This is a genomic window from Pseudoxanthomonas sp. LjRoot143, from assembly GCF_964252945.1.
Taxonomy (GTDB): domain Bacteria; phylum Pseudomonadota; class Gammaproteobacteria; order Xanthomonadales; family Xanthomonadaceae; genus Pseudoxanthomonas_A.
The window spans coordinates 4,115,582-4,128,954 of record NZ_CAXUPM020000001.1; the positions used below are offsets into that span (position 1 = coordinate 4,115,582).

Here is a 13,373-nt window from a genome sequence, read left to right on the forward strand (position 1 = left end):
GCGGGGAACGCCCGTTACAATCGGCGTTTGACCGAACGCTGGTAGCCCCATGTACGACCCCATCCTCGATGCCCTGCGCCGCGGCGCCGTGGCCGACGCCCTGACCGCCGCCGAGGCCCTGGTGGCCGAACGCCCCGACGACCCGCAGGCATTGCGCTGGCTGTCCACCGCGCAGATGCAGGGCGGGCAGTCCGACGCTGCGCTGGCCACCATCGATCGCGCGATCGCGCTGGCGCCGGACAATGCCGAGCTGCACCTGGCGCGCGCGGGCGTGCTGGTCGGCAGCCGCCGCAACGAAGATGCCCAGGCGGCGCTGAGCCAGGCGACGGTGCTGGATCCCAACCAGTTCACCGCCTATCTGATCCAGGGCCAGCTGGCCCTGGGCCGCGGCGACCTGGACGAGGCCGAGCGCCTCAGCCGGCTGGCCGCACGCGCGGCACCGGACCATCCGCAGACGGCGGCGATCGACGGCATGGTCACCCTGCGCCGCGGCAAGCCGGACGACGCGCTGAAGATCGTGTCGGCCGCCCTGCAGCAGGCCCCCGACGATGTGCAGCTTCGCTATGCGCTGGGCTTCATCCATATGGCGCTGGGCCACTGGGCCTTCGCCGAACAGGCCTTCCGCGGCGTGGTGGAGAAGGTGCCCGGCTCCGACAGCCTGCGCAGCCTGATCGCCGACCTCATGCGCCGGCAGGGCCGACCCGCCGACGCCGCCGACGAGCTGGCACCGCTGGTTGCGATCAACAACGCCCCGGCCCTGCACCGCTACATCGGGCACCTGCGCCTGTCCGCGGGCCAGAACGAGGAAGCGCTGGCGGCATTGCGCATCGCCCTCGCCGGCCAGCCGCGCGACCGCGATACCGTGCTGGCCATCATCGAGGCGTGGCGTCGCCTGGGCGCGCAGGACGATGCGCGCAACACGCTGGATGCCGCGCTGGCCACGACGGCCGATGCGCACGACCTGTGGCTGGCGCGCCTGCTGTTCGAGGCCGTCGGCAGTGCGGAAGCGCGCGCGGTGGTGGAACGCTGGGTGGCTGCCATGCCGGAGCACGTGCCCGCGCTTGAAGCGCAGATGTCGGTGTTCGATGCGGCCGGCGATGACGATGCCGCGGAAGCGGTAGCGCGTCGTATCGTCGAGCTCGATCCGGGCCGTGCCAGTGGGGAGCAGCGCATCGTCGAAGGCCTCATCCGCCGCGATCCGATGGCGGCGATCGCGCGGGTCGGCGAGCTCGCCAGCAAGGCCCAGAACCCCGACCAGCAGCGCAGCTTGCGCGGCTGGCAGGCCTTCGTGCGCGATCGCGCCGGTCGTTACGCCGAGGCGGTCGGCAGCTGGGGCGCCCTCGCGCACGAGCTCGCGCCCTCGCGCCTGCCGCTGTGGACGCAGACCGGCGCGGCCGGTCCGTGGCCCGAACTGGGCGAGGTGGTCGCCTCGTCCGAGCCGCGCCCGATCCTGCTGTGGGGCCCGCCGGGCACCGTGGTCGAATCGCTCGCCGGCGTGCTGGGGTATGTCAGCGACCGCCTGCGCGGCGACCGCTTCCTGCCGGAGCCCCCGAAGGACGGCTTCCAGAGCTACTTCACCCCCGCGCGCCTGCTGTCGGGCGAACTGACGGGCGAAGCGCTGATCGCCGACTGGCGCACCACGCTGAAAAACCGCTCGGTCGATACCGGCGTGGTCGACTGGCTGATCTCGTGGGACAACGCGCTGCTGCACGCGCTGCGCCCGCACCTGCCGGAAGCCCTGCTGATCGTGGCCGTGCGCGATCCGCGCGATGCGCTGATCGATTGGCTGGCCTTCGGCTCGCCCGCGCCGCTGGCGCTGGATGACCTGGAGGCCGGCGCGACGTGGCTGGCGGGCCTGTTCACGCAGATCGCCGATCTGCACGAGCAGGACCTGTACCCGAGCCGCCTGATCCGCATGGACGCGATCAAGGACGACGCGGGCGCCGTGGCGCAGGCGCTGGGCCAGGCGCTGGGTGCGCAACTGCCGTTGCCGCCGTCGTCCGGTGCGCGCCGCTTCCCGGAAGGCCACTGGCGGCACTATGCGCAGGCGCTGGCCGGCCCGTTCGCCACGCTGACGCCGGTCGCGGTGCGCCTGGGCTATCCGGACGCCTGATTTTCCTTTCTTCCTGCAGGAGCGACGCATGCGTCTGTGGAGCGACAGTTTCAAGCACATGGAACCCATCCCGGCCGAGTTCGCGATGGGCCAGCCCGACGGCTTCGCCGTCAACCGCAATCCTCACCTCGCGTGGGATGGCGTGCCGGAAGGCACGAAGTCCTTCGCGCTGCTGTGCATCGACCCGGATGCGCCGACGGTGCCCGAGACCGTCGGCCGCGATGACGTGCAGATCCCGGTCGAACAGCCGCGCGCGCACTTCATCCACTGGGCGGTGGCCGACATCGCGGCGGACGTGCGCGAGATCGCGGCCGGCAGCTGCAGCGACGGCGTCACTGCGAAAGGCAAGCAACAGCCAGCGGGACCGGTCGGTGCGCGCCAGGGCCTGAACGATTACACGGGCTGGTTCGCGGGCGATGCGCAGATGGGCGGCGACTACTACGGTTACGACGGCCCGTATCCGCCGTTCAACGATCTGCGCGTGCACCGCTACTTCTTCCGCCTGTTCGCGCTGGACCTCGCCACGCTGGACCTGCCGGCGCGCTTCACCGCCGGTGACGTGGAGCGGGCGATGCAGGGGCACGTGCTGGGCGAGGCGCTGGTGTACGGCACGTACTCGTTGAATGCGCCGGTGCAGGGATGACACCGTCGGACGGGGACAATCCTTACGAGAGTCCCCGCAGCGCCATCGCCGAAGCCGCCGACACTGCCGTGGCGCTGGTGCCGGCCACTAAACTCCGGCGCTTCGTGCACTGGCTGGTCGACCGGATCGTCGTGGTCGGCATCATTCTCTTGGCGATGGTCGCGGCGGGCGTCGTCGGGGGCGAAGAGGTGCTGGACTGGGCGGAACGGCTGACCTGGTGGCAGGACCAGCTGATCGGCTTCGCGGTGACCATCGTGTATTACACCCTGATGGAAGGCACCACCGGCACCACCATCGGCAAGCTGCTGACGGGCACGCGCGTGGTGGATGAGGCGGGACGCAGGATCAGCTTTCTGCAGGCATCGTTGCGTAGCCTGAGTCGCGTGGTGCCGTTCGAAGCCTTCTCGGTCCTGTTCGCGGACGACGAAGACCCGCGCGGGTGGCACGACCGCTGGCCGAAGACGCGCGTCGTGCGCAGTCGTCGTCCGGTGGCACTCCCGGCGTGATCCGCGTCGTGCGGCTTAGTCGACGGACGGCCGCCACCGCCAGCGTCCATCCTGTTCGATGACCAGGCAGGTGCCCGTGGCGGGACACTCCCGCGCCACGTGGATATGTTCCGGCGGCACGCCCAGCCGCCATGCCAGGCCCATCTGGCCGATCGCGTAGAAGCGCTGGTCGTCCGCCACGCTGACATGCAGCGGGGCGGCAACCGGTTGCCGTTCCAGCGCATGCAGGGTCGCTTCGGCCCAGTGCGCACGGCCGATGAGGCCTGGATGGTCGAGCCGGCGCGTGCCTTCCACGGCGATCCACGATGACACCGCGATCAGCGCTGCGACCGCGAGCGCGATGCCGTCGGCGGCCACGCAGCGCGCCAGCACGACGACCGGCAGGATCACGGCGATGGCGGCGTAGTACTCGTAGCTGTTCCAGGCGAACAGGAAGTACGGGGCGTACGCGAGCCCGGCGAAGGCTGCGACGCACCACCACTGCATCGGTGCCAGCAAGGTGCGGCCGCGCCAGCCGGCGATCGCCCACGCAGCCAGCATCGGCAACGCGGTGGCGGCGATCCAGGCCAGGCCCTGCACCCGCTCGCCCGCGACCGCCATGCGCATCGCTTCGCGCGGGACATTCAGCAGCCACGCCACGAACGAGGCCGCGTTGCGCAGCACGTTGCTGCCCAGGCTGAGGTCGTAGGACGCGTCGGTGTTGGCGGTGAAGCGCGAGCGCAACGACAGCCAGATCGCGACGACGGCCACGCAGGCCAGCCAGGCGACGAGTTCGCCGCGATCGAGCCGGCGCACGACGACGAACGCGGCCACCACCAGCATCAGCGCGGGCGTCAGCGCGGCGGATTCCTTGCTCAGCAGCGCCAGCGCCAGCAAGACGGGCAACAGCGCCAACAGCGCGTTGCGCGGCACGCCAGTAACGTCGTCGCGCGCGCTGACCCAGGCCGCAAGCAGCAGCGTGGTGAACAGCGTCAGCATCGCGTTGTTCGCCGCTGCAGCCCAATGGACCGGCAGCAGGTGCAGGGTCAGCGCGCCGTACACGGCACCGGCGAAGGCGGCGATGCGACCGGCATGTGGCCAGCGGCAGGCGCGCGCCAGACGGAAGGCGAACAGCGCGACACCGAGCGTGGCCAACACATGCAGGACCAGGCTGACGATGTGCGCGGCATGCGCGCTGCCGCCAAGCACCGCGTCGATCCAGCGCCAGTAGCCTTCCTGTGAAAGGGGCCGCCAGAAACGGGGCGGCGACGATGGCCAGAAATCCGACCACCAGGGTGCGCCGGCGGCGTTGGTCGCGTGCGCGGCGTGCAGGAAGACGTAGTCGTCGCCCCAGAACGGCGTCTGCAGCGCCGGCAGCCACATCAGCAGTGCGGAGGCCGCGAGCAGGGCGGCGGCGATCCAGGGAAGCGGGGAAGCGGTCCTTGCAGCGTGGCTCATCAGTCGCGTGTCGGAACGGGTGACGCGCCACTATAGCGGCTGGTCCGCGAGACCGATGCGCGCCATGACGGCATGACGCGCATCGCGCGGTAGTGCGCTACTCCTTCTCGTTGGCCGACTCGACCACCATGTCCAGCACGTACGCCTTCGACGACGCGTCGGCGGGCGGGTTCTTCACCGTGTAGCGGTCCACCCGCAGCACGTTGCGGATGCCGGGCTCGTGCGTGTAGCCCTCGATGCTGTCGTAGAAATGCTGGAACCCGCCCGGCGTTCCGGTCTTCAGGCCTTTGTCGTCGTACTGGATCTCGCGCACCTGCAGGCACTGCTTGTCGGGGATCAGCGGGTGGCTGCAGGGCTTGGTCTCGGACGCGACCTCCAGGAACACGCGCTCGCCGGTGCCGCCGTAGCGGGTTTCCGCGGTGGGTTCGCCGGTGAAGGCGAGCACGTCGCCGGTGGCGGTGGTCAGCGTCAGCGTGGGCGGCTCGCCGGCGGCGGTCGCCATCTTCAGCGTGCCTTCCAGGCGCTTGCCGACTTCCTGGTCCAGTGCCATGACGGCGCTGTCGCCGCAGGCCATCTGGGTGGCGGCCAGGCGCCCGGCCGTCAGTGAGCCGTCGGCGACGGTATACGTGCCGCCCATGCGGTTGCAGGTGTTGGACACGCCCACGCGACCGTCGCGGAAATCGAGTTGCACCGGCTGGTCCGCGCGGGCGAACAGTGCCGCGATGCGCTGGCCCTGCCCATCGGTGGCCTCGCTCAATCGCCAGTGGTACTTCGGCAGCAGCGAGGCGTCTGCAGCGCCGGATGACGGTGCCGGCGTCGTTGCAGCAGGCGCCGCGTCGGTGGGCGGCGGAGTGGGTTCGGCGGGTTTGGCGCAGGCGGCAAGCGCCAGCGGCAGGGCGAGCAAGAGCAGTCGTTTCATGGCGGCGTCCTCGAAGGGTGGCCTATGCAAACGCGCCAGGGGTTGGAACGGGGTGAAGGCGGCCGGAGTAACTCCGCTACTCCGTGCCGCGAGGGTCCGTCCAGAGGACGATGGCAGCGCCCGCGTCCTCTCTTGGCAGTAGACGGATACGCCGCGATTCGCTTCCGTCCATTCCGGTCGCGACCAGCATGATCTTGTCATCGACGCAGCCAGACAGGTAAATGCGAGCGGAGCGGCCGTCGACAAGCAGTTCGCGCGGATGCAGATCGGAGAACTCGACAGGAATGTCCTTTACCGCATGCCATTGCCCCGGAGGAAGGTCGGCCGGTGTCTCCAGGCGTGCCAGGTCTGCATGCAGCTTGGTGAGACGCGCCTGTGTCAGCGCACGCGCACTGGCAACCGCCTTTTCATTGTCGCCACATCCGCAGGCGACCAACAGCATGGCAAGTGTCGCGACAAGGACTGTCCTGACTCCCCGCATGCTTCACCTTCTTAGCTGCCCACCGGCATCAGCAACAGCAGCAGCGCGCCCAGCACGATGCGGTAGATGGCGAAGCCGGTGAAGCGGTGCGCCTTGATGAAGCCCAGCAGCCACTTCACCACGACGAAGCCGGTGGCGGTGGCCGCAGCGAACGCCAGCGCCACTTCGCCCCAGTTCTCGCTGCCCAGCGCGTCGTCCTTCACCATCTCGAGGAAGGCATAGCCGCTGGCCGCGAACATGGTGGGAATGCCGACCAGGAACACGAACTCCGCCGCCGACGAGCGTCGGCTGGTGCCCGCCAGCATCGCCATGAAGATCGCCGCGGCCGAGCGAGACGTGCCGGGGAACACGCCGGCCACCACCTGCGCCAGCCCGACCAGGATCGCCACTTTCCAGGTGATCGTGGCGATATCGCCGCGCTTCTCGGCGAAATGCTCGGCCACCAGCATCCACACGCCGCCGATGATCAGCGCCCAGGCGATCGGAGTGACGGTTTCGGGCAGTTCCCAGCCGGCGAGGCGGACCGGGAGGCCGACGGCCGCGGTGACCAGGAAGGCGGTGGCCAGCTTGAAGGCGTAGTCGCGGGTCTCGGCATCGCCCCAGCCGGTGGCCAGTTCCCAGATGCGCTTCCGGAACACCAGGGTGGTCGCGAGGATCGCGCCGGCCTGGATGATGATGTTGAAGAAGTCCGAGCGCTCGCCCAGCCAGTGCTGGGCAATCAGCAGGTGGCCGGTGCTGGAGACGGGCAGGAATTCGGTCAGGCCTTCGAGGATGCCGAGCAGCAGCGCGGCGAACAGGTCGGTCATCGGGCTCAGGGGTGGAAGACGGCGGCCAAGAATAGAGGAAACGCCAGCGCACCGTTTCGGGGAATGGCGTCAGCATGACGCACCATTACGGGGATCTCGCGTGAACTTCATGTCGACGTCCCCCTGTTGAATCAATGGCTTGGGCGACTTTTGGGGTTGGCACGGCGATTGCTTTATACCGGCATCCTTATCCAACCCGAGGTTCCAAGATGTCGCTGGAGAACGTTGAAAAGCTGATCAAGGACAACAAGGTCGAGTTCGTCGACCTGCGCTTCGTCGACATGCGCGGTGTCGAACAGCACGTCACGTTCCCGGTCAGCATCGTGGACGCGTCGCTGTTCGAGGACGGCAAGATGTTCGACGGCTCGTCGATCTCGGGCTGGAAGGGCATCAACGAGTCCGACATGGTGCTGCTGCCCGACCCGAGCACCGCCTACCTGGATCCGTTCTACGCCGACCCGACCCTGGTCCTGGTCTGCGACATCCTCGACCCGGCCACCATGCAGGGCTACACGCGCGATCCGCGCGGCATCGCCAAGCGCGCCGAGGCCCACCTGAAGGCCAGCGGCGTCGCCGACGTGGCGTTCTTCGGTCCGGAGCCCGAGTTCTTCATCTTCGACTCGGTGCAGTTCGCCAACGAGATGGGCAACACCTTCTTCAAGATCAATTCCGAAGAAGGCGCCTGGAACAGCGGCAAGAGCTACGACGGCGCCAACAGCGGCTACCGTCCGGGCATCAAGGGCGGCTACTTCCCGGTCCCGCCGACCGACTCGCTGCACGACCTGCGCGCCGAGATGTGCAAGACGCTGGAACAGGTCGGCATCGAAGTCGAAGTGCACCACCACGAAGTCGCCACCGCCGGCCAGTGCGAGATCGGCGCCAAGTTCAACACGCTGGTGCAGAAGGCCGACGAACTGCAGCGCATGAAGTACGTGGTGCGCAACGTCGCCCACCGCAACGGCAAGACCGTGACCTTCATGCCGAAGCCGATCGTCGGCGACAACGGCAGCGGCATGCACGTGCACCAGTCGCTGGCCAAGGGCGGCCAGAACCTGTTCTCCGGCGACGGTTACGGCGGCCTGTCGCAGCTGGCGCTCTGGTACATCGGTGGCATCTTCAAGCACGCCAAGGCGATCAACGCGTTCGCCAACTCGGGCACCAACAGCTACAAGCGCCTGGTGCCGGGCTTCGAGGCGCCGGTGATGCTGGCCTACTCGGCGCGCAACCGTTCCGCTTCGTGCCGCATTCCGTGGGTCGCCAATCCGAAGGCGCGCCGCATCGAGATCCGCTTCCCTGATCCGCTGCAGTCCGGCTACCTGACCTTCACCGCGCTGATGATGGCCGGCCTGGACGGCATCAAGAACCAGATCGACCCGGGTGCGCCGAGCGACAAGGACCTGTACGACCTGCCGCCGGAAGAAGAGAAGAACATCCCGCAGGTCTGCTCCAGCCTCGACCAGGCGCTGGACGCGCTGGACAAGGACCGCGACTTCCTCAAGGCCGGCGGCGTGATGTCGGACGACTTCATCGATGCGTACATCGCGCTGAAGATGCAGGAAGTGACCAAGTTCCGCGCGGCCACGCACCCGCTGGAATACCAGCTGTACTACGCCAGCTGATGCCGGCGCACGCGCACATCGCGATGCACGCGGAGGGCCATGCACCGGCCCTCCGCACCGCAGCGGTCGCGCACTGAGTTCTCGCGGCGATGGCGACGGATCTCCCCTCCCACCCGTCGCCATCGCCGCACCTTATTGAGTGCATCGCCCTGCGATGCGTTCGACCGGTTGGGGAACCGGGGCACCACCCGTCTTCGATTCACGGAGATCGCACCAACGCTGTAACTGGGGAAACACAGGAGAGGTCCATGAACCGCAGCTCCCTCCCACGTCATCCGCGCCTGCCGCAGCTCATCGCGGCAGGCACGGAGGCGGTTCATGCATCGCTCCGCACCGAACACGTGCACGCGGCCAGGGGGTTGCGCGCACCGGTGACCTGAAACCGCCGGCCGGCTCCGGTCGGCCGGTTCCATCCACCATCGGGGTATGCGCATGAAACTGATCACCGCCATCATCCGGCCGTTCAAGCTCGACGAGGTCCGAGAGTCCTTGTCGCAGGCGGGCGTGTCCGGCATCACCGTGACCGAAGTGAAAGGCTTCGGCCGGCAGAAGGGCCACACCGAGCTGTACCGCGGCGCCGAGTACGTCGTCGATTTCCTGCCCAAGATCAAGATCGAAACCGTCGTGACCGACGAGCGACTGGAAGCCGTCATCGAGGCCATCCAGCAGGCGGCCGGTACCGGCAAGATCGGCGACGGCAAGATCTTCGTCACCACCATCGACCAGGTCATCCGCATCCGCACCGGCGAAGTCGGCGCGGACGCGCTCTAACACTCGGAGCCCCACATGAAGACTCGACTGTTGTCCGGGTGGAAGACCCGTGCGCAAGTGCTTTGCCTGGCCGCGCTGTGCGGCCTGATGACCGTGGGCGTGGCGGCGACCGCCTTCGCGCAGGACACCGCGCCGCCAGCGACCGAAACGACCGCCGAGGCCGCGCCTGCAGCGGAAGTGGTCACCGAGACCGTCACCGAGACGGTGGCCGAAGCGCCTGCACCGGAAGCGGCGCCGGCTGAAGAAGCCGCCGCTGAGCCGGTGGTGGAAAAGGGCGACGTGGCGTGGATGCTGACCTCCACGCTGCTGGTGCTGCTCATGGTGGTGCCGGGTCTGGCGCTGTTCTACGGTGGCATGGTGCGTTCGAAGAACGTGCTGTCCGTGCTGGTCCAGGTCATCACCGTGTTCTCGCTGCTGGTGGTGCTGTGGATCGTCTACGGCTACAGCCTGGCGTTCTCGGGTGAAGGCCAGTGGATCGGCAACCTCGACAAGCTGTTCCTGAAGGGCGTGACGCCGGAAACGCTGGCGGCCACGTTCAGCGATGGCGTCAGCCTGCCGGAATACGTGTTCGTCGCGTTCCAGTCGACGTTCGCGGGCATTACCGGTGCGCTGATCGTCGGTGCGTTCGCCGAGCGCATGAAGTTCGCCGCGGTCATCCTGTTCTCGGTGATCTGGTTCACCTTCGGCTACCTGCCGATCGCGCACATCGTGTGGGCCACGGGCGGCTACCTGTTCGAACTGGGCGCGCTGGATTTCGCTGGCGGCACCGTGGTGCACATCAACGCGGGCGTGGCCGGTCTGATCGGCGCGTACTTCGTCGGCAAGCGCCTGGGCTACGGCCAGACCGCGCTGAAGCCGCACAACGTCACCCTGACCTACGTCGGCGCCTCGCTGCTGTGGGTGGGCTGGTTCGGCTTCAACGCCGGCTCCAACCTGGAAGCCAATGCAGGCGCCGCGCTGGCCTTCATCAACACGCTGGTCGCCACCGCCGCCGCCGTCCTCGCCTGGGCATTGACCGAGAAGATCTTCAAGGGCAAGTCGTCCGCGCTGGGCGTGGCCTCGGGTGCGGTCGCCGGTCTGGTCGGCATCACCCCGGCCGCCGGCCTGGTGGGTCCGTTCGGCGCCGTGGCCATCGGCTTCATCGCCGGCGTGGTCTGCGTGTGGGGCGTCACCGGCCTGAAGCGCCTGCTGAAGGTCGATGACACCGCGGACGTGTTCGGCGTGCACGCGGTCGGCGGCATCATCGGCGCGATCCTGACCGGCGTGTTCCATGCGCCGAGCCTGGGTGGCCCGGGTGCCGAGGACTTCGACATGGTCGCGCAGGTCATCAAGCAGGCGACCGGCGTGGGCCTGACCATCGTCTGGATCGGCGTGGTCTCGGTGGTCGCCTTCCTGATCGCCAAGGTCGTGTTCGGTCTGCGCGTGACGGAAGACGCCGAGCGTGAAGGCCTGGACATCGTCTCCCACGGCGAATCGGCCTACGAGGCCTGATGGATTGCCGGGGACGGCTTTGCACTAAACTGGTGCAATGTCGTCCCCGGACCCGTCCCCTATGCGTTTCGAGCCCACCACCGACGCGCTGAGCACGCCGGTGGCCTGGGCGGATGCCGCCGGTCTGATTCGCGGCGTGAACCCTGCCTTCGCCCGCTGGCTGGGCGTCAGTACCCGCCGCCTGCTGGCCCAGCCGCTGGCAGCCCTGGAGATCGAAGGCGACGCCATGGCGCGCTTCCTGGAAAACACCGACCGCGACGTCCTGCGCCTGCACCGCATGGCGCTGGGCATGCCCGGCGAGTCGCCCTGCTTCGCCGAAGGCTGGCTGTCGCGGCTGGAGGGCGGCGGCTGGCTGCTGGAAGCGCATCCGGTCGACGAGTTCCCCGCACTCGATCCCACCCAGGTGTTGCCCAACGCCTTGAGCGCGGCCCTGAAAGGCCTGGCGCACGAGCTGCGCAACCCGCTGGCCGGCCTGAAAGGCGCCGCCCAGCTACTGGCGCGACGGGCCGCGCACCGCAGCGACAACGACGACGAGCGCGAACTGATCGAGCTGATCGAGTCCGAGATCAACCGCCTCAACACCCTGCTGGAGCAGCTGCTGTCGCCGTCGCCGCAACGGCCGCACGCGCCGCTCAACATCCACACCGTGCTGGAGCGCGTGCTGCGCCTGGCCGAGAACGAGGGCGGCTGGTCGGTACGCCTGCAGCGCGACTACGACCCCAGCCTGCCGGAACTGTCCGGCGACGCCGACCGCCTGACCCAGGCGGTCTGGAACCTGGTGCGCAACGCCCTGCAGGCGGGTGCGGCCAACATCATCCTGCGCACCCGGGTCGAACACGGGTCGCGCATCCACGACCACCTGCACGCGATGGCGCTGCGGGTGGAGATCGTCGACGACGGCCGCGGCGTGCCCGAAGCGCTCGCCGAACACCTGTTCCTGCCGCTGGTCAGCGGCCGCGCCGAAGGCAGCGGCCTGGGCCTGGCGCTGTCGCAGCAGGTGGCGCGCGAACACCGGGGGTCGCTGACCTACCGCTCGCGCCCCGGCCATACGGTCTTCACCCTGCTGTTGCCGCAATCGCTGCACGACACCGACGAGGAACGTCATGTCCATTGATCGCCTGGCCGCATCCACCGGCGGCGCCGACGCGCGTCGCATCTGGGTGGTCGATGACGACCGCTCCGTCCGCTTCGTGCTCGCCACCGCGCTGCGCGATGCCGGCTATGCGGTGGACGGCTTCGACAGCGCCGCCGCCGCGCTGAGCGCCCTGGGTGCGCGCGGCGCGCCGGACCTGCTGTTCACCGATGTGCGCATGCCCGGCGACGACGGGCTGGTGCTGCTCGACAAGCTGAAGGCCACGCATCCGCAGCTGCCGGTCATCGTGATGTCGGCCTACACCGATGTCGCCAGCACCGCCGGCGCGTTCCGCGGCGGTGCGCATGAATTCCTGTCGAAACCGTTCGATCTCGACGACGCGGTAGCGCTGGCCGCGCGCACGCTGCCCGACGCGGAAGAGACGGCCGACGCCGCGCAGGACAGCGACGCGGCGCCCACCCCGCAACTGATCGGCGACACGCCGGCGATGCGCGCGCTGTTCCGCGCGATCGGCCGGCTGGCGCAGGCGCCGCTGTCAGTCTTGATCACCGGCGAAACCGGCACCGGCAAGGAGCTGGTCGCGCATGCGCTGCATCACGAATCGCCGCGTTCGCGAAAACCGTTCGTCGCGCTGAACACGGCCGCGATCCCCTCGGAGCTGCTGGAAAGCGAGCTGTTCGGCCACGAGGCCGGTGCCTTCACCGGCGCGCAGAAGCGCCACACCGGCCGGTTCGAGCAGGCCGATGGCGGCACGCTGTTCCTCGACGAGATCGGCGACATGCCGTTGCCGCTGCAGACCCGCCTGCTGCGCGTGCTGGCCGAGGGCGAGTTCTTCCGTGTCGGTGGACGCGAGCTGATCCGCGTGGACGTGCGCGTGATCGCGGCGACCCATCAGGACCTCGATGGCCTGGTCGGCGAGGGGCGCTTCCGTGCCGACCTGCTGCACCGCCTCAATGTCGTGCGCCTGCAGCTGCCGCCGCTGCGCGAACGACGCGCGGACGTACCGCAGCTGGCGGAGAACTTCCTGGCCATGGCCACGCGCAAGCTGGACATCGCACCGAAACGTTTCAGCAATCCCGCCCTGGACTTGCTGCAGGCCCACGATTGGCCCGGCAACGTGCGCGAACTGGAAAACGTCTGCTGGCGGCTGGCCGCGCTGGCGCCGGCCGACGTCATCAACACCACCGACCTGCAGGGCGCGCTATCGCATGCGCCGATCGCCGGCGGTCGAGGCGAGTGGGATCACGCCCTTGGCGAATGGGCGCGCCGGCGCCTGCTGGAGGGCGCGGAGTCGCTGCATGCCGAGGCACGCGAGCGGCTCGATCGCACGCTGCTCGAAGTGGCGCTGGAACTGACCCACGGCCGCCGTGCCGAAGCCGCCGCCAAGCTCGGCGTGGGACGCAACACTGTGACACGCAAGCTGGGGCCGGGTCGCAAGCGCGGCTGAGGCGTCGTCGCTTTCATTGCACGTGAAGGTATCGGTGGTTACGTTAT

At 68.8% G+C, this 13,373-nt stretch carries 12 protein-coding genes; 8 read left to right on the forward strand and 4 right to left on the reverse strand.

From position 1 onward, the window contains the following. Positions 1-49 precede the first annotated feature (49 nt). The 3 genes from ACSQ1W_RS19790 to ACSQ1W_RS19800 are packed head-to-tail and all read left to right on the forward strand — an operon-like array spanning position 50 to position 3,262. A complete protein-coding gene (locus ACSQ1W_RS19790) occupies positions 50-2,113 on the forward strand; it encodes a tetratricopeptide repeat protein (RefSeq protein ID WP_436045674.1) in 2,064 nt (687 codons plus the stop codon). Positions 2,114-2,141: 28 nt separating this feature from the next. Further along, positions 2,142-2,756 carry a YbhB/YbcL family Raf kinase inhibitor-like protein gene (locus ACSQ1W_RS19795; protein ID WP_436045676.1) on the forward strand — a complete coding sequence of 205 codons (615 nt, stop codon included), beginning with the start codon at positions 2,142-2,144 and terminating at the stop codon, positions 2,754-2,756. Next, positions 2,753-3,262 carry an RDD family protein gene (locus tag ACSQ1W_RS19800; protein WP_436045678.1) on the forward strand — a complete coding sequence of 170 codons (510 nt, stop codon included), beginning with the start codon at positions 2,753-2,755 and terminating at the stop codon, positions 3,260-3,262. The genes ACSQ1W_RS19795 and ACSQ1W_RS19800 overlap by 4 nt, the downstream gene beginning before the upstream one ends. Positions 3,263-3,277: 15 nt before the next feature. Here the strand turns inward: ACSQ1W_RS19800 and ACSQ1W_RS19805 are convergent, their stop codons facing one another. The 4 genes from ACSQ1W_RS19805 to ACSQ1W_RS19820 form a co-directional block, all read right to left on the reverse strand. Beyond that, positions 3,278-4,699, reverse strand: a complete 1,422-nt coding sequence (locus ACSQ1W_RS19805) for a hypothetical protein (protein WP_436045680.1) — start codon at positions 4,697-4,699, stop codon at positions 3,278-3,280. Positions 4,700-4,796: 97 nt separating this feature from the next. Beyond that, positions 4,797-5,618 carry a DUF4377 domain-containing protein gene (locus ACSQ1W_RS19810; protein WP_436045682.1) on the reverse strand — a complete coding sequence of 274 codons (822 nt, stop codon included), beginning with the start codon at positions 5,616-5,618 and terminating at the stop codon, positions 4,797-4,799. Between the two features lie 76 nt (positions 5,619-5,694). Beyond that, positions 5,695-6,060 carry a hypothetical protein gene (locus ACSQ1W_RS19815; RefSeq protein WP_436045684.1) on the reverse strand — a complete coding sequence of 122 codons (366 nt, stop codon included), beginning with the start codon at positions 6,058-6,060 and terminating at the stop codon, positions 5,695-5,697. 50 nt (positions 6,061-6,110) lie between these two features. Next, positions 6,111-6,905 carry an undecaprenyl-diphosphate phosphatase gene (locus ACSQ1W_RS19820; RefSeq protein WP_436045686.1) on the reverse strand — a complete coding sequence of 265 codons (795 nt, stop codon included), beginning with the start codon at positions 6,903-6,905 and terminating at the stop codon, positions 6,111-6,113. 209 nt (positions 6,906-7,114) lie between these two features. Here ACSQ1W_RS19820 and glnA point away from each other — a divergent pair, with 209 nt between their 5' ends. The 5 genes from glnA to ntrC all read left to right on the forward strand — a co-directional run bounded on the left by glnA (position 7,115) and on the right by ntrC (position 13,326). After that, the gene (glnA, locus tag ACSQ1W_RS19825; RefSeq protein WP_192274204.1) at positions 7,115-8,524 is read left to right on the forward strand and encodes a type I glutamate--ammonia ligase; all 1,410 of its coding nucleotides are present in this window, start codon (positions 7,115-7,117) and stop codon (positions 8,522-8,524) included. 432 nt (positions 8,525-8,956) lie between these two features. Further along, positions 8,957-9,295, forward strand: a complete 339-nt coding sequence (locus ACSQ1W_RS19830; RefSeq protein ID WP_055941078.1) for a P-II family nitrogen regulator — start codon at positions 8,957-8,959, stop codon at positions 9,293-9,295. Between the two features lie 15 nt (positions 9,296-9,310). Beyond that, on the forward strand, positions 9,311-10,786 hold the full coding sequence (locus ACSQ1W_RS19835; RefSeq protein ID WP_436045688.1) for an ammonium transporter: 1,476 nt from the start codon (positions 9,311-9,313) through the stop codon (positions 10,784-10,786). Positions 10,787-10,847: 61 nt separating this feature from the next. Then, on the forward strand, positions 10,848-11,900 hold the full coding sequence (locus ACSQ1W_RS19840) for a two-component system sensor histidine kinase NtrB (protein ID WP_436045689.1): 1,053 nt from the start codon (positions 10,848-10,850) through the stop codon (positions 11,898-11,900). Next, on the forward strand, positions 11,890-13,326 hold the full coding sequence (ntrC, locus tag ACSQ1W_RS19845) for a nitrogen regulation protein NR(I) (RefSeq protein ID WP_436045690.1): 1,437 nt from the start codon (positions 11,890-11,892) through the stop codon (positions 13,324-13,326). Before ACSQ1W_RS19840 ends, ntrC begins: the two co-directional genes overlap by 11 nt. Positions 13,327-13,373: the final 47 nt, after the last annotated feature.

Excerpts from the sequence above, each read along its gene's own strand:
- ACSQ1W_RS19805 (WP_436045680.1), bottom strand. The coding sequence starts at position 4,699 with ATGAGCCACGCTGCAAGGACCGCTTCCCCGCTTCCCTGGATCGCCGCC.
- ntrC (WP_436045690.1), top strand. The coding sequence starts at position 11,890 with ATGTCCATTGATCGCCTGGCCGCATCCACCGGCGGCGCCGACGCGCGT.
- ACSQ1W_RS19835 (WP_436045688.1), top strand. The coding sequence starts at position 9,311 with ATGAAGACTCGACTGTTGTCCGGGTGGAAGACCCGTGCGCAAGTGCTT.
- ACSQ1W_RS19815 (WP_436045684.1), bottom strand. The coding sequence starts at position 6,060 with ATGCTGTTGGTCGCCTGCGGATGTGGCGACAATGAAAAGGCGGTTGCC.
- ACSQ1W_RS19820 (WP_436045686.1), bottom strand. The coding sequence starts at position 6,905 with ATGACCGACCTGTTCGCCGCGCTGCTGCTCGGCATCCTCGAAGGCCTG.
- ACSQ1W_RS19795 (WP_436045676.1), top strand. The coding sequence starts at position 2,142 with ATGCGTCTGTGGAGCGACAGTTTCAAGCACATGGAACCCATCCCGGCC.
- ACSQ1W_RS19790 (WP_436045674.1), top strand. The coding sequence starts at position 50 with ATGTACGACCCCATCCTCGATGCCCTGCGCCGCGGCGCCGTGGCCGAC.
- ACSQ1W_RS19800 (WP_436045678.1), top strand. The coding sequence starts at position 2,753 with ATGACACCGTCGGACGGGGACAATCCTTACGAGAGTCCCCGCAGCGCC.
- ACSQ1W_RS19840 (WP_436045689.1), top strand. The coding sequence starts at position 10,848 with ATGCGTTTCGAGCCCACCACCGACGCGCTGAGCACGCCGGTGGCCTGG.
- ACSQ1W_RS19810 (WP_436045682.1), bottom strand. The coding sequence starts at position 5,618 with ATGAAACGACTGCTCTTGCTCGCCCTGCCGCTGGCGCTTGCCGCCTGC.
- ACSQ1W_RS19830 (WP_055941078.1), top strand. The coding sequence starts at position 8,957 with ATGAAACTGATCACCGCCATCATCCGGCCGTTCAAGCTCGACGAGGTC.
- glnA (WP_192274204.1), top strand. The coding sequence starts at position 7,115 with ATGTCGCTGGAGAACGTTGAAAAGCTGATCAAGGACAACAAGGTCGAG.